Source organism: Nonomuraea sp. AD125B, from assembly GCF_041402765.1.
GTDB lineage: Bacteria > Actinomycetota > Actinomycetes > Streptosporangiales > Streptosporangiaceae > Nonomuraea > Nonomuraea bangladeshensis.
In genome coordinates this window covers 517,838-537,633 of the sequence record NZ_JBGLOU010000003.1, presented here as the reverse complement: position 1 = coordinate 537,633, position 19,796 = coordinate 517,838, and the positions used below count along the sequence as shown (strand labels likewise).

Annotated in this window: 14 protein-coding genes; 2 read left to right on the top strand and 12 right to left on the bottom strand. The window is 73.5% G+C overall.

The window, feature by feature from the left end; all coding sequences use genetic code 11:
• Positions 1 to 37 precede the first annotated feature (37 nt).
• Positions 38 to 298, top strand: a complete 261-nt coding sequence (locus ACBR40_RS11555; protein ID WP_371248657.1) for a hypothetical protein — start codon at positions 38 to 40, stop codon at positions 296 to 298.
• 171 nt (positions 299 to 469) lie between these two features.
• Here ACBR40_RS11555 and ACBR40_RS11550 read toward each other — a convergent pair whose 3' ends face one another.
• Both ACBR40_RS11550 and ACBR40_RS11545 read right to left on the bottom strand, forming a co-directional pair.
• Positions 470 to 919, bottom strand: coding sequence for a cupin domain-containing protein (locus ACBR40_RS11550; RefSeq protein WP_371248656.1), 450 nt, complete (start codon positions 917 to 919; stop codon positions 470 to 472).
• On the bottom strand, positions 916 to 1,308 hold the full coding sequence (locus ACBR40_RS11545) for a VOC family protein (RefSeq protein ID WP_371248655.1): 393 nt from the start codon (positions 1,306 to 1,308) through the stop codon (positions 916 to 918). Before ACBR40_RS11545 ends, ACBR40_RS11550 begins: the two co-directional genes overlap by 4 nt.
• Positions 1,309 to 1,419: 111 nt before the next feature.
• On the opposite strand from ACBR40_RS11545, the gene ACBR40_RS11540 reads away from it, so the two are divergent.
• Positions 1,420 to 1,989, top strand: coding sequence for a helix-turn-helix domain-containing protein (locus tag ACBR40_RS11540; protein WP_371248654.1), 570 nt, complete (start codon positions 1,420 to 1,422; stop codon positions 1,987 to 1,989).
• Here the strand turns inward: ACBR40_RS11540 and ACBR40_RS11535 are convergent, their stop codons facing one another.
• The 10 genes from ACBR40_RS11535 to ACBR40_RS11490 all read right to left on the bottom strand — a co-directional run bounded on the left by ACBR40_RS11535 (position 1,990) and on the right by ACBR40_RS11490 (position 19,738).
• Entirely contained in the window at positions 1,990 to 2,529 is a 540-nt protein-coding gene (locus ACBR40_RS11535; protein WP_371248653.1) for a hypothetical protein, read from the bottom strand.
• The gene (locus ACBR40_RS11530) at positions 2,522 to 3,046 is read right to left on the bottom strand and encodes a hypothetical protein (protein ID WP_371248652.1); all 525 of its coding nucleotides are present in this window, start codon (positions 3,044 to 3,046) and stop codon (positions 2,522 to 2,524) included. The genes ACBR40_RS11535 and ACBR40_RS11530 overlap by 8 nt, the downstream gene beginning before the upstream one ends.
• Before the next feature lie 52 nt (positions 3,047 to 3,098).
• Positions 3,099 to 13,592: a hypothetical protein gene (locus tag ACBR40_RS11525; RefSeq protein ID WP_371248651.1), complete on the bottom strand. Its 10,494-nt coding sequence runs from the start codon at positions 13,590 to 13,592 to the stop codon at positions 3,099 to 3,101.
• A gap of 10 nt (positions 13,593 to 13,602) precedes the next feature.
• Entirely contained in the window at positions 13,603 to 13,947 is a 345-nt protein-coding gene (locus ACBR40_RS11520) for a hypothetical protein (RefSeq protein WP_371248650.1), read from the bottom strand.
• A complete protein-coding gene (locus ACBR40_RS11515; protein WP_344206596.1) occupies positions 13,944 to 14,348 on the bottom strand; it encodes a YbaB/EbfC family nucleoid-associated protein in 405 nt (134 codons plus the stop codon). Before ACBR40_RS11515 ends, ACBR40_RS11520 begins: the two co-directional genes overlap by 4 nt.
• Before the next feature lie 97 nt (positions 14,349 to 14,445).
• The gene (locus ACBR40_RS11510) at positions 14,446 to 14,850 is read right to left on the bottom strand and encodes a hypothetical protein (protein WP_344206597.1); all 405 of its coding nucleotides are present in this window, start codon (positions 14,848 to 14,850) and stop codon (positions 14,446 to 14,448) included.
• A complete protein-coding gene (locus ACBR40_RS11505; RefSeq protein WP_371248649.1) occupies positions 14,847 to 15,737 on the bottom strand; it encodes an SseB family protein in 891 nt (296 codons plus the stop codon). The genes ACBR40_RS11510 and ACBR40_RS11505 overlap by 4 nt, the downstream gene beginning before the upstream one ends.
• 33 nt (positions 15,738 to 15,770) lie before the next feature.
• Positions 15,771 to 17,891, bottom strand: coding sequence for an iron ABC transporter permease (locus ACBR40_RS11500; protein ID WP_371248648.1), 2,121 nt, complete (start codon positions 17,889 to 17,891; stop codon positions 15,771 to 15,773).
• Positions 17,888 to 18,871, bottom strand: coding sequence for an ABC transporter substrate-binding protein (locus ACBR40_RS11495; protein WP_371248647.1), 984 nt, complete (start codon positions 18,869 to 18,871; stop codon positions 17,888 to 17,890). Before ACBR40_RS11495 ends, ACBR40_RS11500 begins: the two co-directional genes overlap by 4 nt.
• A 48-nt stretch (positions 18,872 to 18,919) precedes the next feature.
• Positions 18,920 to 19,738 carry an ABC transporter ATP-binding protein gene (locus ACBR40_RS11490; RefSeq protein WP_344206601.1) on the bottom strand — a complete coding sequence of 273 codons (819 nt, stop codon included), beginning with the start codon at positions 19,736 to 19,738 and terminating at the stop codon, positions 18,920 to 18,922.
• Positions 19,739 to 19,796: the final 58 nt, after the last annotated feature.

Genomic DNA, 19,796 nt, shown 5'->3' with positions numbered 1-19,796 from the left:
GGTACTCTCCGACAATCGGACCGCGGAGGTTGAGAGCATGGCGCATTGCAACGGTTGCGGCAAAGAGGTGTCGGAGGGAAGCCTCTGCGCATTGTGCGCCGCGAAGATGGTCGCCTACCACGACGGGGATTACGACGACGAAAACGATCCCGCCGTGAAGCTCTACCACCAGACCGCTGCCAAAATGAACTCGAATTCATCCTCGTCGAGCGGATGCGCCCTCGTCGTGCTCGCCCTCACGTCGGTCTCCGCCGCCCTCACGGCCACGGGGATCGGCATAGAACACCTCATCGGTTGATCGAGAAGAGCCAGGGTTCCCTCGACCGGGTGGTCGCTCAGCACGATGTGGTTTCGCGCGAGATCGTGCCGGTAGGCATTCTTGAGAGCGCCGCCGACAATTTAGTCTTCCGCTGTTTTCGGCGGGCGGCGAGCTGAACGGCATGCCGCCAGAGGAAACTCTGCGGAAGCTTCACGTGATGGCGTCCGGTGGTGGGCCGAGGATCTGGTAGCCGTGGCGGGCGGCCACCTCGGCCAGCAGGGCGGGGTCGGGGCCACCGTCGGCGATGTCGGCCGCGAAGTGTTCGAAGCCGGCCGGCCAGGTCAGTTGCAGCAGGCGGAGCGGGGAGTCCTGGCGGTTGGCGAAGGCGTGGGGCAGGTGGCGGGGCAGCAGGACGAAGTCGCCGGGTCCGGCCTGCCAGGTCCGGTCGCCGCAGTACAGCTGGACGGTTCCCGACAGCACGTAGAACGCCTCGTCGTCGTTCTGGTGCACGTGCCAGGGGGTGGCGAAGTCCGGCGGGCATTCCTGTTCGATGAGGGTCAGGGCGCCGGCGGTCTCCGACGTTCCCGCTTTCACGGTCATCGTGGTGCCGAGGAAGTGATGGGTGGCGCCGGCGCCGGCGGGGAGGTGGAGTGCGCTCATGGTCGCCTCTGCTGGGTGTAGAGCCGGATCTCGATGCCGTCGGGGTCGGTGATGCCGCTGATCAGCCATCCCACGCTGCCTTCGGCGATGCCGGAGTGGCTGACCTCGAGTGCGTCCAGGTGGTCGGACCACGTGTGGAGGGCTTGGAGGGTCGGTACGGCCAGCGCGATCGGGTCGAACCCGTACCAGCCGGCGGTCCGATCGGGCTCCTCGCGCAGCGCGAGCATGAGTGTCCGGCCCGGGTCGGTCAGCGCGACGCCGCGCAGCACGCCGTCCTCGACGAACTCGATCTCCACCTTGAGGCCGAGCGTGCGGCGATACCACTCCAGGCTCTTGCGCACGTCGGAGACCGGCAGCTTGACGTGGTGGAACCCAGCTAAGAGCGCCATGATTCACCTCTTGTAGTGAGACTCTAAGGCCACACTTTAAGGTGCTACTCTAAACAAATGGAAGAGGCCAGGAGTCCGAAACGCCGTTCGGCGGAGACCAGAAACCGCATCGTGAGCGCCGCCCACGAGCTGTTCGTCGTGCGCGGCTACGCCGGGACGACGTTCCAGCTGGTCGCCGACGCGGCCGAGGTCTCGGTGCAGACGGTCTACTTCCACTACGGAACCAAGAGCGAGTTGCTCAAGCACGTGGTCGACGTCGCCTCCGCCGGGGACGACGAGCCCGTCCCGCTCCTGGAACGGCCCTGGTTCGCGGCCTTGCAGGCGACGGAGGAACCGGCGAAGGTCGTAGCGGGATGGGTTCACGAGAGCGGGGTCATCCTCGACCGGGTCGCCCCCGTCCTGGCGGTGGTGCGGGACGCGGCGGCCGGTGACGCCGGCATGGCCGCCCAATGGGCCGCCAACAGCCGGGAGCGGCACACCGCCCACGGCACTGTCGTCGCCATGCTGGCCCGTCTGGGGGCCCTGCGGCCCGGCCTGACCGAACGCCGGGCCACCGACATCACCGTGGGGATCCTGTCGCCGGACCTGTTTCTGGTGATGCGGCGCGAATGCGGCTGGACGACGCCGCAGTGGGAGGACTGGGCCGCCGACCAGCTCTCCCACGGCCTGCTGACGCGTTGATCAGCGGGTGCGCAGGCGCTGGAAGTCGGTCAGGCTGCGGCGGTAGAAGGTGAGGTCGCGTTCCAGCTTCTCGCGGGTGAGACGGGCGGGGTCCGAGGCCCGCAGGGTCTGGCCCTCCTCGGTCCAGAACGCCTCCGGGGGCAGCTCGGCGGCGCCCTCGGGGAAGAATTTCAGGGCCTCGGCCAGGGCGTCGGCGGCGAAGCGCCAGTTGGTGGTCACCTTCGTGTAGGCGTCCTCGCCGGCCGCCACGCCGGCGGCGTACATCAGCCCGCCCTCCAGCGCGCGGTCGGCGTAGGTGGCCGCGACCAGCGTCCACTGGCCGGGGTCCAGGAGCTCCGACAGGCCCGCGCCGAAGGTCAGCCCCTCCGCGCGGGCCGCCTCCTCCGCCTCGTACGGCACCAGCACCTCGGCGGCGCCCAGCCGCAGCACCAGGCCGTCCGGCTCGTGCGTGACCTCGGCCGCCGCCGAGCCCTGCGGCTGGAGCAGGTCGAAGTGCACGTACGCCTCCACCAGCGAACGCGCCAGCCCGCGCTCAGGCATAACGGCCCGCCAGTTCCTGGTAGGTGTCGCGGACGATCAGTAGCCGGTCGAGCGCGAACCTGCCTGGCTCGACCGCCCGCACCAGCCGCCCGCGTTCCGACCAGAACCCGTCGTCCGGCACCGCGTCCGCGCCCGGCGGCACGAACTTGACGGCCTCCTCGACGGCCGCCGCCGCGACGCGCAGCGAGCGCAGCGCCTCGTCCCGGTCATCGACAGGGACGTTGCCGGCCGTGAGGTCGGCGACCCACAGCCATTCGCCCGCGTCCAGCAGCTCTGAAGGCTCGGGACCGCCGAACGTCGGGTAGCCGGACGGCATCACCGGCTGTTCCGGCAGCCCGAACACGTACTCGCGGGCCGCCCCGCACACCTCGCACACCCCCGTGTAGCGGTTGGCCAGGGTCCCCTCGACATTCACCAGGCCGCTGCGCCAGGTGGTGTCGACCGACCCGCAGGCGCACGGGTGCAGGTCGAAGTAGAGATGGGCCTCGTCCCTCGTCCGGGCCACCGCGAATGCCATACCCGTCCTTTCTTCGGCGGAATTTCCATGATGCCCGACCCCGTGGGGGCGCTCATGCTCCTATTCGCTGCTGGCCGGGACGCTGCCAGAGGTTCGGGCGCAGGCCGCAGCGGCACGGCTCGTTGTCGGGGCAGATGCACTCCGGCTCTGGCGGGTTCCAGCCGGTCGTGTCCGCCAGCCTGCGGGCCCGTGCGTAGCGGGCGGGGCGGTCCACCGGACGGGGGCCCGCCGCCAGGGTGCCCAGCTCGGCCGCGACGGGCGCGGCGATCAGCCGCCACACGCCGGGGCCCGCGGCGGCGAGCAGGTCGTGCAGCACCCCCAGCCGGGCGGGGCGCTGCGCGGCGGTGGCGGAGCGTACCTGGCGGACGGCCTCGTGCACCTCGGCCAGCGCGGCGAGGTCGACTTCCGGCCGGCCCTGGGCGCGGGCGACCGCGGCGGCGGCGGTCGCGGCGGCGGCGCGCTCGTTCGCGCCGACCGTGCGGGTGGGGTCGATCCGTACGGTGAGTACGCCCGGATCGGGGGCGCCTGCGTTGTCCGGGCGGATCTCGACGGGGATCGGCGGGCGGCCGGGCAGCACGAGGTCGGCCAGGTCCGGGCCGTACAGGTGGACGCGGGCGCCCATCAGCGCGGCGCCGCGTACGAAAGCCTGGGCGGCGGCGGCCTCCGGCAGCGCCGGGCGGTTCCTGATCGCCGCGACGTGGGCGGAGGTGAGCTCGCCGGTCCGCGCCAGCGCGAGCAGCGCGGCCGCCGCGCCGGGCTGCCCGGGCGCGAGTCCCGCCCGCTCCGCCTCGGCCCGCAACGCCGCTTGCGCGTCGCGGTTCCCTCCCTGGTTCACCGCGACCGCAAGGCCCCGGATGCGCGCCAGCGTCGCTGCCCCGGCCGCGCCCTCCAGCGTCGTGGCCGGCGTCCCGCTCGTGGCGGCGGCGGGCTGGGGAGCGGCGGGCTGGGTGGTGGTGTGGGTGGCCAGGTGTTCGGCCACGGACACGGTGGTCCTGTGGTCGGGGTTCGCCGGGACGCGGAGGGTCAGACGGCCCGGCGTGGCCTCGGTGGCACGCACGTCCGTCGTTCCCGCGGGCGCCGGGTCCAGGGCCAGGGTGAAGGTGCCGCCTCGGGTGGTGACGGTGAACTCGCCGGGGCGGCCCGGCACCGGGGACAGGGCGGCGACGCCGGCGATCTCGGCCAGCCGGGACAGCCCGGCCGCCGAGGTGTCGAGGCCCGCCGTGATCTCGGCGTTGAGCAGCCGCGCGATCCGCCCCTGCGACCGGTCGGCCACGGGCACGCGCGGCCCCGTGCCCCAGGGCGGCGGTGGCGGGGTGTGGCCGCGGCGTTCGAGGTCGGTGGCGACGGCGTCGATCGCGTCGGCCAGCAGCGCCCGCCGGGCCGGGTCGGTGGCCGCCCGCCACTTGTTCGACAGGTGGGCGTGCTCGTCCAGCCGTGGGACCACGCAGAGGTCCGTGCCCTCCGCCTGGCCGGGCGACAGCGACGGCCTGACCACGCCCTGCGGGGCGCCCGCCGTGGTCGCCGCGACCTCCTGGGCGATGTGCGACAAGTCGTGCACGAGGACCGACGACACGACGTCAGGGTGGACGCGCGGCCAGACGCGGAGCACGTGCGGATCGTCCGGCGTGCCCGCGTGCAGCTCGGTGGAGGCGTTCAGCCCCGCGCCGGGCTCGCCCACCACCACGTGGACGTGCTGGTCTGGCGCGGCGGCGAAGCGCATGGTGACCGTCTCGTCCCCGCTCCAGGTCACGCGGGAGACGGCGCCGCCGAGGTCGGCCGCGGTGACGTTCTGCGCGCGCAGCTCGTCCAGGGTCAGGTCGGGGTCCCCTTCGGGGCGGCCCGACCTGGCCAGCGGCGTGTTCTCGATGGCGGGCGAGGACACGCCGGCCGAGATGCCCTGGCCGACGCTGCCGCCGACCGCCGCCTGCCCGCTGACGTGCTGGACGGGCCACGCCGCCTTCCCGTCGACGACGAAGGTGCCGCGCGCCGTCAACTCGGCCACGACCTGCTGGGTGAACGTGCCGGGCACGCCGGAGGTCATGAAGACCTCGCGCAGGTTCAGGCCGATCCGGTCGGCTGCGGTCAGCACCGGGGGCGGGACGGTGGCGAGCGCCTGAGCGAACCCGCCGTCCGGGGTCTGGCTGAGCAGGGAACCGTCGGGGAAGGCCAGGTAGCGGTGGACGCCGTCCGTCTCGCGGACCGCCACGCGGACCGCCTCGCCGCGCTCGCGGGCGGCCAGCCGGGCGGCCTCCACGATCTGGACGAGCCCGTGCACGTTCTGGGTGGACACGAAGACGGCCGTCCGGTCGGGGGCGACGGGCGCCGGGGTGAGCCGCACGCCGTTCTCCATCCGGGACCGCAGGTCCGCCAGCTCGTTCTCCGTCAGCGTCACCTCGACCTCGCCGCTCGTGGCGCCCGGCAGGTGGATGGGGTCGCCGACGACCCGCTCGTCCTGGCCGCGCAGCCGGGCGACGTACTCGAAGGTGAGGTCGTAGTCCACCCGGAGCCGCACGTTGTAGAGGCGGCCGCTCTCGAACTTGCTGCGCTCGCGGCGGGCTCCGTGGTGGTCGGACACGCTCTCGGACGTCTGCTCGCCCGTCCGCACGCCGCCGTTCAGGCCGGTGTCGGAGTGGTCGGCGTTGCCCGCCACGCCGACGGGCAGCACGCGGCCCCGCGAGACGGTGGTGTTGGTGGCGTCGGCCGCGCGGTCCACCTCGCCCTTCTCCCCCTCGTACGGGCCGGCGACGACAGTGAGGTCCGACAGGCGGGCCTGGATCCGCACCTGGGCGCCCTGGTCCTTGAACTTCAGCCGCGAGATCCGTTCGATGTGCCCTTCAGGCCCGGCCATGCGCTCGAACGCGGTCACCAGTCCCGACGGTGACAGCCGCCTGACCAGCTCGTTCCTGCGCTCGGCGACGGCGGCGCGGCCCAGCATCTTCGTGAACTGCGCGGTGACGACCTCCAGGAGAGTGGGCCTGCCGGGGTCGTCCCAGAGTCCCTGCGGGAAGTGGCCGGGGTGCAGCTCGACCCGGCGCGGGTCGATCGTGAGGGCGACCGGGCCCGGGTCCCGGGCCGCGTTGACGACGAAGCCGGTCGGGATGCGCCGGACGAGGCGGGCGCGGTAGGTGGCCTTGGCGTAGCGGACCCTGCGGGTGAGCTTGGCGGCGGTCTCGGACACCCTGCCCTTGCGCACCTGCCGCCGCTCGACCTCGATGACCAGCCTCGGCGTCTGCTCCACCCGGTAGTGCCCGGCGAACTGGCTCATCCGCTGGAGCCGTACGTCCTGCTGGTTCACCGCGACCGAGTACGAGCGGTTGCGGTCCGTCGACAGGCCGACGCCCTGCCCCTCGCCGTTGTCCGTCGCGCTGACGTCCACGCCCGCCGAGTAGGAGCCGTTGTAGGACGCGGACCTCGTCCGGTCGAAGTAGCGGTAGTGCTGGACGATGGTGCCGGCCTGCGAGGTGTGTGTGAGCATCCTGCCCTGGCGGGAGTCGCCCTCGTCGTCGTACACCAGCCGCGCCCGGACCGTCACCTCCTCGGCCCGGGAGTCCTGCGCCCCGGCCTGTACGTGGTAGGTCCGCTCGTAGCCCGTCCGCGACCACATGTCGGGAACCTGGATGAGCAGCGCGTCCCGAGAGAAGTCGACGTTGATCTCCTCGCGCAGCGTCGGGCTGGTGTCCGTCATGCCGGGATAGGCGGCGTCCACCGTGCCGAGCACCGCGTCCAGCGGGTCGACCGGATCGCCCTGCTCATCCGTCAGTTCCAGTGACTCGGTGGTGCCGATGCCCGTCGCCCGGTCGTACGACGAGGCGATCACGACGTCCCTGGAGCTCTCGATCTGGGCCGCGGCATCCCGCAGTGCCTCGTCGAGCTGCTGGTCCACGCCGCCCTGCTGGGCCGTGGTCGCCGCCGGCCCGAGCCCCGTCACCTCCCTGATCTTGGCGAGCAGGGCCTCCGGGGTGTGCCGGGCGGCGTACTGGACGTCCTCGCCCGCCGCCCGCGCCGCGGTGAGGTCCTGGAGGTAGCGCTGCACCAGGGGCACGGCGAGGGTCGGGTCGAGGGTGAGGCTGCCGTTGAGGAACCGCTCGACCGCGTCGCCCACCAGGCGGCCGGACAGCGCGAGGTCGTGCTCGGCGTACATGAGCAGAGCGTCGTACTCGGGGAGCGAGAACAATCCGTTGCCCCGCGCCTTGGCCGTGCGGATCTCGCCCAGCGGGATCCGGCTGTCCGTGGGCACCGCGTTCATCCTGCTCTCCGCCCCGGTCAGCGTGAGGTCCACGGGGGCGCGAACGATGTACTGGCGGCCGTGCTCGATCGTCAGCTCCTCGGTGCCCCAGATGTCGAGGAGCGAGGTGGACTCGGAGGTGCCGCCCGAGCGGGAGGGCAGCGTGAGCCCGCCGCCGTCCCGTGAGGTCCCGCTGTCGTCGAAGTCGGACCCGCTGACGGAGGCGCCGACGTTCACGCCGGAGGAGCCGCCCCAGGAGACGCCCGCGCTGTTCAGCCCGAACAGGATGTTGCCGTTCACCTGGTCGACGACGGCCAGCACCTCCGCCTCGCCGGTCTCGGCGGACACCGACAGGGCCGACCGGGTCGGCACCCCCTGAGGGCGGACCGCGACATCGGTGGTGAGCGGCTGGTTCAGCAGCTTGGGATGGGCGACGAGGTTGCGCCCGCTCAGGAATGCCGCGAAGTGCTGGTAGGCCGCCGAGTCCCCGCGCATCGCCTCCGGGACCACCTGCCGCGCGGCGGGGATCAGCCCCCGCACGTCCATGGAGAGCAGCCGGGCCCGCGACAGCAGCCGGCCCCGCATCGGGCCGAGCGGGACCGACACGGGCGCGGGCGCGCCGGCGCTGGTGTCCGGCGGGAGCATGTCCGCGGCGAACAGGAGCTTCGCCCGTCCCCGGCCCGTGGCCAGCGTCTCGGCCTTGCCTCGGTGTACCAGCCTGTACTTCGAGTCGTGCGCCACCGAGACGGCCGCCAACGGACCGGTGGTCTCCTGGAGCGTCACCACGTTGGTGGTGCCGCCGGCGCTGGAGCCCACCGTACGGGTGACGTTGCCGCCGCCGTTGACGCCGATCTCGTGCGCCAGTCCGTCATGGCCCTGCTCCGGTCCGTCTCCCACGGAGACGGAGCCGCCGCCCGCGTACGTGCGCGACCTGCTGAACCCGCGCGCCGAGGTGTCGGAGCCGATGCCGAGGCCGGCCCTCGTCTCGTGGACGGTGTAGCCGAGGTAGCGCACGTCATTGAAGTCCTGCCGCAGCGACATCTCCAGCGTGTAGTGCTCCGGGGCGCTGTTGCGGCTCTGCATCACCAGGTCGACGACCAGGCCGCCGCTGCCGCCCGGCTCGGCCTGGGCCAGCGTGTCGTACGCCGACCTGATCCGGTGCGCGGACAGCTGCTCCAGGACCTCCTGCTGGTTGAGTATCTGGCTGGCCCGTTCGAGGGGATCGGAGGAGTACTGCGGCACGCCGTTCACGATCTTCGGGATGAGGCCGCGCTCGGCCAGTTCCTTCATGACCTGCTTACGGTCCTCGTCCAGCCCTTCGATGTCCTGGACGAGGGCGGTGCCGGCGCCACGCAGCTGCTCGGGGCCGTCACCGAGCCAGTACGGCGCCGCCGCCAGGCGGCCGGGCGGCGCTTCGGGCAGCAGATCGCCCTCCAGCACCTGGCGGCCGTCCCTTCCGACGAGCGGCTTGCCGTCCCGGTGCACCAGCGCCTCCCGGGACACGGGCAGGCCATAGCGGTAGGCGGCCGACTCCCGCATGCTGACCACGACCTTGCTGTGCACCGGCGGCAGCTCGACCGGCCGCCGGCCGATCCGCTCCACGGTGAACGTCGTCCGCGTCTCCAGGCGAAAGGCCTGCTTCGGGCTGGTCTTGCGGTGCACGCCCACATCGAGACCCTGCTTGTTCGCGGTCGCCGAGTACGAAGATCCCGCCGACCTGGAACCCCGCGCTCTCGGGCCGATGTTCGGCGAGTAGTCGCCAGGGCCGTTGACCCCCTGGAGACCGGCGAGGTTGAGCCCGGCCGAAGCGTTGAACTCCAGCGACCTGCCGGCTGAGGTGCCGCCGGGCGTCGCGACGAAGTCGACGAGCACCTCCTCCTCCCACTCCTCGGAGGTGCGCCCGCCCACCGGCTCGGCGGTCACCAGGATGACCTCCGTCTTCGCGGTCACCCGGAGATCGGGCTCGCCGGTGACGCCGAAGACCCGCTCCAGCCCCTCCGGCGTGGCCGCGGTGCGCAGCCGGTGGGACAGCTCGGTCATGAACGTACGCAGCTCGCCGTGGGCCCTGCTGCCCACCTGGGCGTACTCGCCGCCGGCCGCCTCCATGACGTCGGTGAGCGCGTCGTCCATGCCGGTCATGGCGCTGACCAGGACGTGGTTCGGCATCCTCGGGTCCCGCTGGTCGTCCGGGATCCAGATCAGGTCGCTCGGGGCCGCGTCGGTGTAGGAGTGGGAGACCCACAGCCGCTGCGCGGAGGCGTCGCCCGGCGCGCCCGAGTCGACCACCGTCGTCCCCTGGTAGCCGCCGCTCTCGCTGGTCTGGATGTCCACGGTCCAGCGCGCGGCGGCGTCGAACAGCAGCGACTCGCTCCGGTTGTCGGCGACCGAGCCGCCCTGCGCGAACACGCCGGCGCCGCCCGTCGTCGACGCGTTGCGTCCGCTCCCCATGCCGAGGCTCACGCCCAGCAGCTCCATCAAGTGCCGCGGCACTTCGCCCTCCGGCAGGAGCTGCGCCAGGACCGCCGTGTTGAAGCCGCGTGAGAACCCGAAGCTGCCCGCCTCCGTGGCCGACACGATGTGGGAGGCCTGGAAGAACAGGCCGACCATCATCTCCGACGCCTTGACGCCCGGGTCCAGCACCTCGACCAGGTCGCTGAGGGTGAGCCGGACCCGCACCTCCACCGCCTTGGCGCCCTGGCCGACGCGCAGCACGACGCCGTCGCGGGAGGCGGTCTGGTGGAAGTCGGCGCGCAGCGCGCGCTCCAGCCCGTCCGGCGTGAAGCGGTGGGCCGACCCGTGGCGCGCCAGCAGGTCGTTCACCGTGGAGGTCAGGGCCGACAGGTGGGCGAGCCGTCCCGTGGGCATCGCGCCGGGCAGGGTGTCCGGGTCCGGCAGGGCGGCGGCCATCGCGTCCAGATACTGCTGGTGCAGGCCGAGGGCCTTGGCGGTCACCCACTGGGCGACCGTGGCGACGGGGACGTCGCCGGGCGGCGTCGGGCGGCCCTTGGCGGCGTACGTCATCGCCTGCAGCGCCTGCTCGTACGCCTGCCGCGTCTCCTTCGCCTGCTCCAGGGCGGCGCTGTACGCCTCGGCGATCCTCGTGTGCCGGGCCTGCGTGGCCTGGTGCACCAGGACCTCCTGCAGGGCCTTGCGCGCCCGCTCGAAGCGGGCCTCGTCGTGCTGTTCGAGCGCCTTCTTGGCCGCCTCGGACTTCTGGCGGGCCTGCTCGCCGGCCTCCTCGGCGCTCTGCTCCTTCGCGGCGATCTGGAGCTGGAGGTGCTGCTCGGCCTGGGCGAGCGTCTGCAGGATGTCGCGTACCTGCTGGATGGTCGGGTTCTTGCCCGGTAACGGCGGCGTGTGTTGCGCCCGGGTGGCCTGGGTGGGAGCCCAGGGCGGGGGCGGCAGGGTCTGCCCGCGCAGGGCGAGCTGGCGGGACAGGCCGTCGATGTCCACGGCGAGCAGGCGCTTTTCCTGGACCGTCGGCGCCTGGTGCCACTTCTCGGACAGGAAGGCCAGCTCGTTGAGCTGGGCCGGAACGCACAGGTCCTCGGTGACCTCGGCCTTGCGGCGACGACGCCGGCGGCCCTGTTCCGCCTGCGTCGCCTGGAGGGTGTCGGTGATCTCGTGCAGCCAGACCCGGGAAAGCTGGTCGTTCGCGACCCTCGGGTTGAAGTGGACCACGTGCGGGGCGTTCTGGTCGGTGCCCTGGGCGACGTTCTCGCCCTGGGCCAGGTCGGTCTGGCCCATCAGGTCGGGCGACAGGCCGCCCACGACCGGGCGGAAGTGGTGGGTGCCGTGCTCGCGGGTCTCGACCACCAGCGTGCTGCCGTCCTGCGACCAGGTCAGGCTGAGCACCCCCTGGGTCAGGAAGTGGCGGGCCATGAGCTCGGCGACCGCGGTCTTCACCTCGTCGAGGGTCAGGTCGGGGCCCTGGCGGCCATCGGTGACGTAGCGGGTGCCGGGGGTCGGGCGGGAGGTGACCGTGCCCGGTTTGCTGGTGGCGGGGGCCGGTGCGGGGCCGGGGTCCGGTGCGGGGGCCGTTTCCTGGTCTGCCGCGGCTTGGGAGATCAGGAGCAGGGCGGACGCCTCGGCCTGCAGGTCCGCGAGGCTGTCCACCTGGGTGGCGCGGGTGTTCAGCGCGGTCCTGATGCGGTTCATGGTGGCGGCAGGGATCGTCCGTACGCCGTCGGCCGTGGGGACGAGCAGGTCGCCGGCCGGGCCGATCACCGCGCCGGGGAAGTCGGCGGTGAGCGCGCCGATCAGCGCCGTACGGGCCCGCGCGGCCGGCGTCACGGAGGCGACGGGGGCGTCGGCGGGGCCGACTCCATCGGTCAGCCGCGTGGTCGCCCCGGCCGCCGCCGGCTGGACGGCGGCGGCGTTGTCCGGCTGCGGCGCGGCAGCGGTCTCCGGCTGCGACGCCGCGTCGGGCTGCAGCGCGGCAGCGGTGTTCGGTTGCGGTGTGGTGCCGGCCTCTGGCTGGACGGCGCCCTCCGGTTGCGGCGCGGACGTGGCGTCCGGCTGGGAGGCGGCGGTCGCGTCGGGTTGCGGCGCGGAGGTGGCGTCCGGCTGGGAGGCGGTGGCCGCGTCCGGTTGGGAGGCGGCCGTCGCGTCCGGCTGTGGCGCGGTGGCGGAGTCCGGCTGCGGCGCGGCCTCCGGCTGCGGCGCTGTGGCCTCCGGCTGGGCGGGGGTGGCGTCAGGCCGGGCAGGGGGCGCGTCCGGCTGGGCGGGGGTGGCGTCCGGCTGGGCGTCGGGGGTCGGTTGCGAGGCAGCGGTGTGGTCGGCCTGCCTCGCCGGCTGGCCCTGCTGCCCGGTGCGCCGGGGTTCGGAGCCGTCCGCGTCCGGGGCGGAGGGCGCCTGGGGCTGCTGGTCGGGGTTCGCGGGCTGGGAGGCGTTCCTGGCGGGGCGGCGCTGGCTGGACGCGTCGGCGTCCGGAGCGCCGGTGGCCGTACGCCGGGCCCCGTCGTCCCCCGTGAGGTCGTTCGTGGCGACGGGGTTCGCAGGGGCGCGGCCGGGCGTGGAGACGGTGCTGCGGACCTGCGCCGGATCCGCGCCCCCGGGGCGGCCGACGGCGGCGGCGGCCGGGTCGCCGCCGCTCGGCCCGCTGCCGTTGGGCCCGCCGTTGACCGGGCTCCCGGCGGCCGGGTCACCGGGCGGGGCGCCACCGGCACGGGCGGCGTCGGTGCGAGCGGCGGCGTCGTACGCGGAGGCGAGCGAGGTGATCGGATGCGCGAGCGCCGTGTACACGTCCGGGTTGAACGGGCTGATCGTGCCGGTGCGCCCGGCACCGCCGAAGAAGCCCCCCAGCAGGGCGTCCGGCGTGAACGGGTTCCCCCACTGGTCGTACACGAGCCCGTTGGCGATGAAGCTGCCCGCGGGCGAGGCGATGGTGTTGGTGAGGCCGGTGGTGAGCGCCCGCCCGGCGAACCCCGGCACCCGGCTGGTGACGCGGGACATCGGCCCGGCCACCCGGGTGCCGATGATCGCGCCGCCGCCCGCTCCGATGATCGCGGCCTGGGACTTCTTCCAGTCCCACTCCTGCCGCGTCCCCATCTTCATCTGCTGGTACTGGGCGGCCGCGTCGATGAAGAACTCCTCGCCGATCTCCTCGATCAGCTCGCGGCCGATCGAGGAGGCGAGCAGCCGGGTGATGAGGCCGCGTCCGGTGGCGCCGTTGAGCACGGTCACCCGGGCGAGCTGCCGGGCGGCGAGCGGCCTGCCGCCCGCCATGGCGAGCCGGACGAGGATCCGGCTGATGGCGGCGCGGGCCGCCGCCGCGTACGGGCCGATGAGCGCGGTGCTGGACCCGGCGGTGAAGAAGGCGGCGTACAGGGCGATGGCGATGGCGACGACGGTCACCCAGAAGGCGACGTTGACGGAGAGCTTGGAGTATTGCGTCTCGACGGCGAAGTCGCTCGCCTGCTGCGTGTACGCCCGCGCGTTCTGCGACACGCCGGTCAGGCCGCCCTCGTGGCCGTACAGGAACTGCGCCCTGGAGACGAAGTCGGCGGTGGCGGGCGCGGCCCAGCCGGACGCGACCACGCGCACGGCGGCTCCGGCCTCCGGCGCGGAGGAGACGGCTGCCGAGCCGAGCGCCTGGTACGCCTGGGCCAGCTTCGACAGCCCGCTCTCGCTGGCCTCCGGCCACTTCTGCCCGGCCGACAGCATGGGGATGAGCCAGGTGACCACCCACTCGGGCAGCGCCTCGGTCTCCCAGGCCGGTTCGACGTCCCGGTCGATGCGTACGGCGGCGACCGCGCTCGGCAGTCCGCCGCCGTTCTGGCTGCCGGGGTTGGTGAGGCCGCCGGCGTTGTTGGTCGCCACGTCGCCGGGGTCAGACCTGCATCGTCAGGTTGGCCTGCAGGTCGTTCTTGATGTCGGCGTCGGTGAGCAGGGTGTTGTCGACGTTGGCGCGCACTCTGGTGCCGGCGTCGACGATGGCCTCGGCGAGGTCCTCGTACTGGGTGAGCATCCGGTTCGGGCCGTCGCCCTGGAAGTGGGCGGCGTAGAAGGACCGGCCCTCGGCGCCCGCGCCCCACGGCTCGGCCGCGAGCGCGGCCTTGACCTGGGCGATCAGGCGGGTGGCCTCCCCGCTCAGCTCGTCGGCCATCGTCGTCCACTGCGTGATGCCGCGGTAGACGACGGGCTTCGCGATCTGTGTGCCGTCCCAGAGCCTCACCTTTTGCCCTCCATCCGTTCGGCGAAGCGGGCCATGGCGGTGTCGAGGTCGCCGTCGAGGTGGGCGAGGAGCTCGTCGCGTGGGACGACCGGCTCCAAAATCTCCACGACGCGCTCGCGCGCCTGGTCCGTGGCCCGCTGTACGGTGTCGAGGATCGTGCCGGCCAGGCGGCGCGCGTCAGGGTGGCGGTAGATGCGCGGATCGAGGTCGAGCCCGACGAGCTCGCCGCGGGCGCCGACGGTCACGGTCACCAGGCCGTCGCGCGACTTCGCGGTGGTCCGCAGGGTTCTGGCCTTCTCGTGCAGCTCCTGGCCGGCGTCGGAGATCTGCCGGAACATCTCGCGCAGTTCGTCGGCGTAGGCGCGCATCGCGGCGGCGTCCGGCCGTTCCGACGACTCCACGCGACAAACCCCCGTTGCCAAGCTCACATGTCCCCGACGTCACTCACGTGTTACCGATCAGTTTCCGTCACATGAACAACAGAAGGCAAGAGATCTATCAAAAGTGTTGAATCCCGACATCTAGCGGCATGGCGTGCTCGCGCAGATCCGACACCTCCTCCCGGGGAACCCATCGCCGGTAGACCCCGCGCTCGATCCGCTCCAGCCCGAGCCCGCGTGCCGTCAGCACGGAACCGCCGAGGTACTCCAGGCACAGCTGCCCGTCCCGCTCCTCCCGTACGAGGAACGACTCCTGCCGCCAGCGGCAGACGGTCCGCACCAGGTGCAGCGCCTCGCACTCCGGCGCCGGCACCGTACGCACGTGGCAACCGGGCTCGACCTCCTCGAACCCGTCCAGCGGCTCGGGGCTCCGCAGCCGGATCCACAGCTCCATGGCGTGCGGCTCCGGGCTGGCCGGGTAGTCGGCGCCCTGCCAGCGGGCCAGGTAGAAGCTCCCGCTCATGCCGCCCGCGTCCCGATGAGCAGCCATCGCCGCAGGTCGCCGTGGTACATCGCACGCCGGTGCTCGGCGCCCTCGGCGGTCAGCTCCCAGATCTCCGCGCCGTGGGGGAGCGGCACGTCGTACACCTTGTACTCGCGGATGACGTGGTCGACGCTCGGCACCAGGCCCATCCCGACGAACGGCGGCTCCTCGACCACCCAGCCGGCGAGCGCCGCGCGGCTCTCCTCGTCGGTCCCGCCGTAGGGCGTGAGGTAGAGCTCCAGGCCGGCGGGCCGCCAGCGCAGCACGTTCAGCGAGCCGTCGTCCGTCAGCATGCCGGGCTGCCCGAGCGCCGCGGCGAGCACGTCCGGCGTGGCGATGTGCGAGACGTCGAGCGCGTGGTGGCAGTAGCCGGAGATCCGCGGCTCGCCGCCGGTCAGCAGGTCGTGGATGTCGGCGGGCGCGAGCAGCTTCTGCACCGCCGGCACCCCCGAGTCAGGGGCGAGCCGCAGGTCCTGGATCAGCGTGGGGACCGCCAGCCTGGCGACCGTACCCGGCTCCAGCAGGAAGGCGGCGGACAGCCCGGGATTGACCGCCAGCCCCCACCGGGGGTCCGGCCAGCCCGCCGCCAGCTCGGGCAGCGCGGCGATCCGGCCGTGCTGAGCCGCCCCGCCGGTGGCCAGCCGCATGCCCTCCACCGACGTGTACGCCACCACCCACGTACGCGGGCCGTCCGCGACCGTCGCCCACGCGGGCGGCTCGTCCCCGGCCGCCGCGGCCACGGTGATCGGCAGCGCCAGCTCCGTGTCCCGCAGCAGGGCGAGGCACAACGCGGTCTGCCCGTCCTGATGGGCCGCCCACAGCCGCTCCTCGAACGGGCTGACCGGTCGATGATCGGTTGATGTCATCCGTCCAGTCTGCCCCGGCTCGCGGCGTACGCCTCAGCTCGCGTCGGCCTGGGCGCGGGCCCGCCAGAGCAGGTAGACGAAGTACGGCGTGCCGATCAGCGCCGTGACCAGGCCGGCCGGCACCTGGGCGGGGGCGATGACCGTACGGCCCAGAGTGTCGGCGAGGCTCACCAGCAACGCGCCGAGCAGGGCCGCCACCGGCAGCACCCGCGCGTGCCGCGAGCCGACCAGGGCGCGGGCGGCGTGCGGCGCGACGAGGCCGACGAAGCCGACCACGCCCACCGCCGACACCGCCGTGCTGGTCAGCACGACCGCCGCGCCCAGCGCGGCCAGGCGGACGGGCTCCAGGGGCACGCCCAGGACGCGCGGGGTGTCCTCGTCCAGCGCGAGCAGGTCGAGGTCGCGGCGCAGCCAGGCCAGCAGCGGAACGGCCACCAGCAGCGCCAGCACCACCGGGACGAGCTGGGCGGGCACCCGGCCGTACGTGGAGCCGGACAGCCAGGTCAGCGCCAGCGCGGTGTTCCACGGGTCGGACTTGACGATGATCAGCACGGTGACCGACGAGCAGGCCGCCTGCATGGCGATGCCGATCAGGACCAGCCGGTCCGAGTGCAGCCCGCCGCGCCACGACAGCGCGTACACCACGGCGAACGCGACCAGCGCGCCCACGCCGGCGGTGACGGACATCATCCAGACGCCGGCCAGCGGCGCGGCGGCCAGCAGCGAGATCGCCCCGACCCCGGCCCCGGCCGTGACGCCGAGCACGCCGGGCTCGGCCAGCGGGTTGCGGCACACGGCCTGCACCGCGGCGCCCGCGACGGCCAGCGCGGCCCCCGCCAGCACGGCGGCCAGCACCCGGGGCCAGCGCTGGTCGAGCACGAACGTGAGCGCCCGCCCCGAGCGGCCCTGCAGCCAGTTGAGCACGTCGCCGGTGAGCAGCCACCGGTCGCCGCCGAGCAGACCGGCGACCAGCGCCGCGACCAGCAGCGCCGCGCAGACCGCCACCACGGTGAGGAAGGCCCCGCGCCCGCGGGCCCCGCCGGTCCGTACGGCAGGCGGCCTGCGGGTCGGCCCCGCGTCCCGGTAGCGCCGCGCCAGCCAGATCATCACGCCCGCGCCGAGGATCGTCGTGACCACGCCGGGCGGCACCTCGACCCCGGCCTGCCCGCCGAGCGCGGCCCGCAGCAGGATGTCGGAGCCGAGCACGATGAGCGCGCCGGCCAGGCCGGACAGCGGCAGCAGCGCCCGGTTGCGGTGCAGCCCGGGGATGGTCCTCGGCAGCAGGCGCACGATCACCGGCGCGCAGAGCCCGACGAACCCGATCGGCCCCGCGATCGTCACGGCGGCCGCCGCCAGCAGCACGGCCATCAGGACGAGCCAGCCGCGCATCCGGCGTACGTTCACGCCGAGCACCGCGGCGGTGTCGTCGCCCAGGCCGAGGATGTCCACCCGCGGCCCGATCAGCACCGCCGCCACCAGCACCGCGGTGATGAGCGGCCCGAGCTGGGCGACGGCGCCGAAGTCGCTCTGCACGAGCGAGCCGCTGCCCCAGGCGTACAACCCGGTGGTCTCCTGCTCGAACAGGATCATGACGAGGTTGGTGAGCGACTGGAGCGCCAGGGCGGTGGCGGACCCGGCGAGGATGAGCCGGGTCGTCCCGGCGCGCCCGCCCGCCGACAGCGCCATCACCAGCCCGGCCGCGGCGAGGCCCCCGACCAGCGCGAGCCCGCCCGACAGGGGCAGCGGCAGCGCCAGCCCGAACGCCGCCGCCGTCGCCACCGCCAGGTACGCCCCGGAGCTGACGGCCAGCGTGTCCGGCGCGGCCATCGGGTTGCGCGCGACCGACTGCAGCAGGGAGCCCGCGACGCCGAGCGCGACGCCCACGGCCACCCCGGCGAGCAGCCGGGGCAGCCGGGAGGCCAGCAGCACGCGGGCTGCCTCCTCGTCGCCGCCGAACGGCAGCGCCAGCAGGTCGAACGCGCCGATCGACGAGGTGCCCTGCGTCACGTGCACGGCCGCCACCACGACGACGGCGGCCAGCGCGAGCACGAAGACCCCGGCGGCGCCGAGCCGCCGCAGCGGCGTGCCCGGCGGCTCGGGCGCGAGAACCGGCCCGGCCGGCGCGCCCGAGCCGGGTCGTGGCGCGTTGCTCAACCCGCGTACGCCTTCACCAGCGCGTCGGCGAACTGCTGGCCCGACAGCGGCCCGCCGAAGGTCCAGATGCCGTTGGGCAGCTTGTGGACCTGCTGGCTCTTGACGAACGGCAGCGACTTCCAGATGGCGTTGGAGGCGAGCCCGTCGGCGAAGACGTCGTCGCCGTCGGAGGCGTTGTAGAAGAAGCGGATGTCGGGGTCCTTGAGCGCGGTCAGGCCCTCGACGTCGGTGGTGCCGAGGCCCCACTGCTCGTCCACCTTGCCGGTCCAGGCGTTGGTGAGGCCGAGCTGACCCGCGATCTCGGAGACCAGCGAGCCCTTGCCGAACAGGCGGACCGAGATGGTGCTGCCCTGCTTCCACCCGTCGGCCATGACGAACGGCTTGCCCGCGGCGCCCGCGTCGGCCAGCTTCTGCTTGCCGGCGGCCATGGCGGCGTCGAAGTCGGCCATCAGCTTGGTCGCCTGGTCGGTCCTGCCGACCGCCTTGGCGATCATGTCGACGTCGTCACGCATGCGCTTGATGTTGTCGCTGCCGTCGCTGCCCTTGGTCACCAGCACCGGCACGAACTTCTCCAGCTGCCCGATCAGCGGCGCGTCCCGCGAGGCCTCCATCACGACGAGGTCGGGCTGGAGGGCGCTGATGGAGTCGACGCTGGGCTCCTGCCGGGTGCCGACGTCCTTGACCGAGTCGTCGAGCTTGGCGGCGGTGTCCCAGGTGGCGTAGCCCTTCACGTCCGCCGCGCCCACCGGCATGACGCCGAGGGAGGCGAGGATCTCGGTCTCGGCCCACTCCAGGCTGACCACCCTGGTCGCCGGCCGGTCCAGCGTGACCTCCTTGCCACGGCTGTCGGTCACGGTGATCTTGGTGGCGGCGGAGGGACTGCCGCTCGGCCCCGCCTGTTCGGTCACGGGGGCCTCGGTCGTCCCGCACGCGGTGGCGAGCAGGACGGTGGAGGCGAGGGCGAGCAGGGTCTTGCGCATGGTCTTTCCTGACGTGTGGTGAATCGGGGGAGAGGGTGCTGAGAGAGATCAGACGGCGACCGGGACCGCGCGGGTGTGCCGGCCGACCGGGCGGGTGCTCACGGTGCCCGTACGGGGGTCGCAGGCGACCTCGATCCGGATGCCGTAGGCGGCGGTGAGCAGCTCGGTCGTGAGGACCTCGGCGGGTGTGCCCTCGGCGCGGACTCGGCCGCCCTGCAGCAGGACGACGTGGTCGGCGATCTCGGCGGCCTGGTTGAGGTCGTGCAGCACGACGCCGATGGCGACGCCGTGGTCGTCGGCGAGGTCGCGGACGAGGTCCAGCAGCTCCACCTGGTAGCGCAGGTCCAGGAACGTGGTGGGCTCGTCGAGCAGCAGCACGCCGGTGTCCTGGGCCAGACAGGTGGCCAGCCAGACGCGCTGCAGCTCGCCGCCGGACAGCTCGTCCACGGGACGGTCGGCCATGACGGCGACGCCGGTGAGCTCCATCGCGCGGGCGACGGCCACCTCGCCCTCGGGGTCGCCGGCCCGCCAGCGCCGGCGGTAGGGGTGGCGGCCGTAGCCGACGACGTCGCGTACCTGGACGCCGCCCGGCGTGGGGCGGCTCTGGCAGAGCAGCGTCACCCGTTGGGCGAAGTCGCGGGGCGTGAGGTCCAGGGCTGAGGAGCCGTCGGCCAGGGTCACCGCGCCGCTGTCGGGGCGGTGCAGCCGGGCCAGCGCGCGCAGCAGGGTCGACTTGCCGCTGCCGTTCGGGCCGACCAGGGCGGTGACGCGGCCGGGACGGAGCGCGATGCGGGCGTCCTGGACCACGGGGGTGCCGTGGTAGCTCAGGCACAGCTCCGCGCCGCGGAGGGAGATCTCCTCAGTCATGAAGCTAAGGTTAGGCTAACCTTCGCAACCGGGGAATACCGGGGCCCCCTCTCGGGCA

What these genes read in the sequence shown, in the direction of transcription:
- ACBR40_RS11555 (WP_371248657.1), top strand. Translation starts at nt 38, where the DNA reads ATGGCGCATTGCAACGGTTGCGGCAAAGAGGTGTCGGAGGGAAGCCTC.
- ACBR40_RS11550 (WP_371248656.1), bottom strand. Translation starts at nt 919, where the DNA reads ATGAGCGCACTCCACCTCCCCGCCGGCGCCGGCGCCACCCATCACTTC.
- ACBR40_RS11545 (WP_371248655.1), bottom strand. Translation starts at nt 1,308, where the DNA reads ATGGCGCTCTTAGCTGGGTTCCACCACGTCAAGCTGCCGGTCTCCGAC.
- ACBR40_RS11535 (WP_371248653.1), bottom strand. Translation starts at nt 2,529, where the DNA reads ATGCCTGAGCGCGGGCTGGCGCGTTCGCTGGTGGAGGCGTACGTGCAC.
- ACBR40_RS11530 (WP_371248652.1), bottom strand. Translation starts at nt 3,046, where the DNA reads ATGGCATTCGCGGTGGCCCGGACGAGGGACGAGGCCCATCTCTACTTC.
- ACBR40_RS11510 (WP_344206597.1), bottom strand. Translation starts at nt 14,850, where the DNA reads ATGAGCGGGAGCTTCTACCTGGCCCGCTGGCAGGGCGCCGACTACCCG.
- ACBR40_RS11505 (WP_371248649.1), bottom strand. Translation starts at nt 15,737, where the DNA reads ATGACATCAACCGATCATCGACCGGTCAGCCCGTTCGAGGAGCGGCTG.
- ACBR40_RS11495 (WP_371248647.1), bottom strand. Translation starts at nt 18,871, where the DNA reads ATGCGCAAGACCCTGCTCGCCCTCGCCTCCACCGTCCTGCTCGCCACC.
- ACBR40_RS11490 (WP_344206601.1), bottom strand. Translation starts at nt 19,738, where the DNA reads ATGACTGAGGAGATCTCCCTCCGCGGCGCGGAGCTGTGCCTGAGCTAC.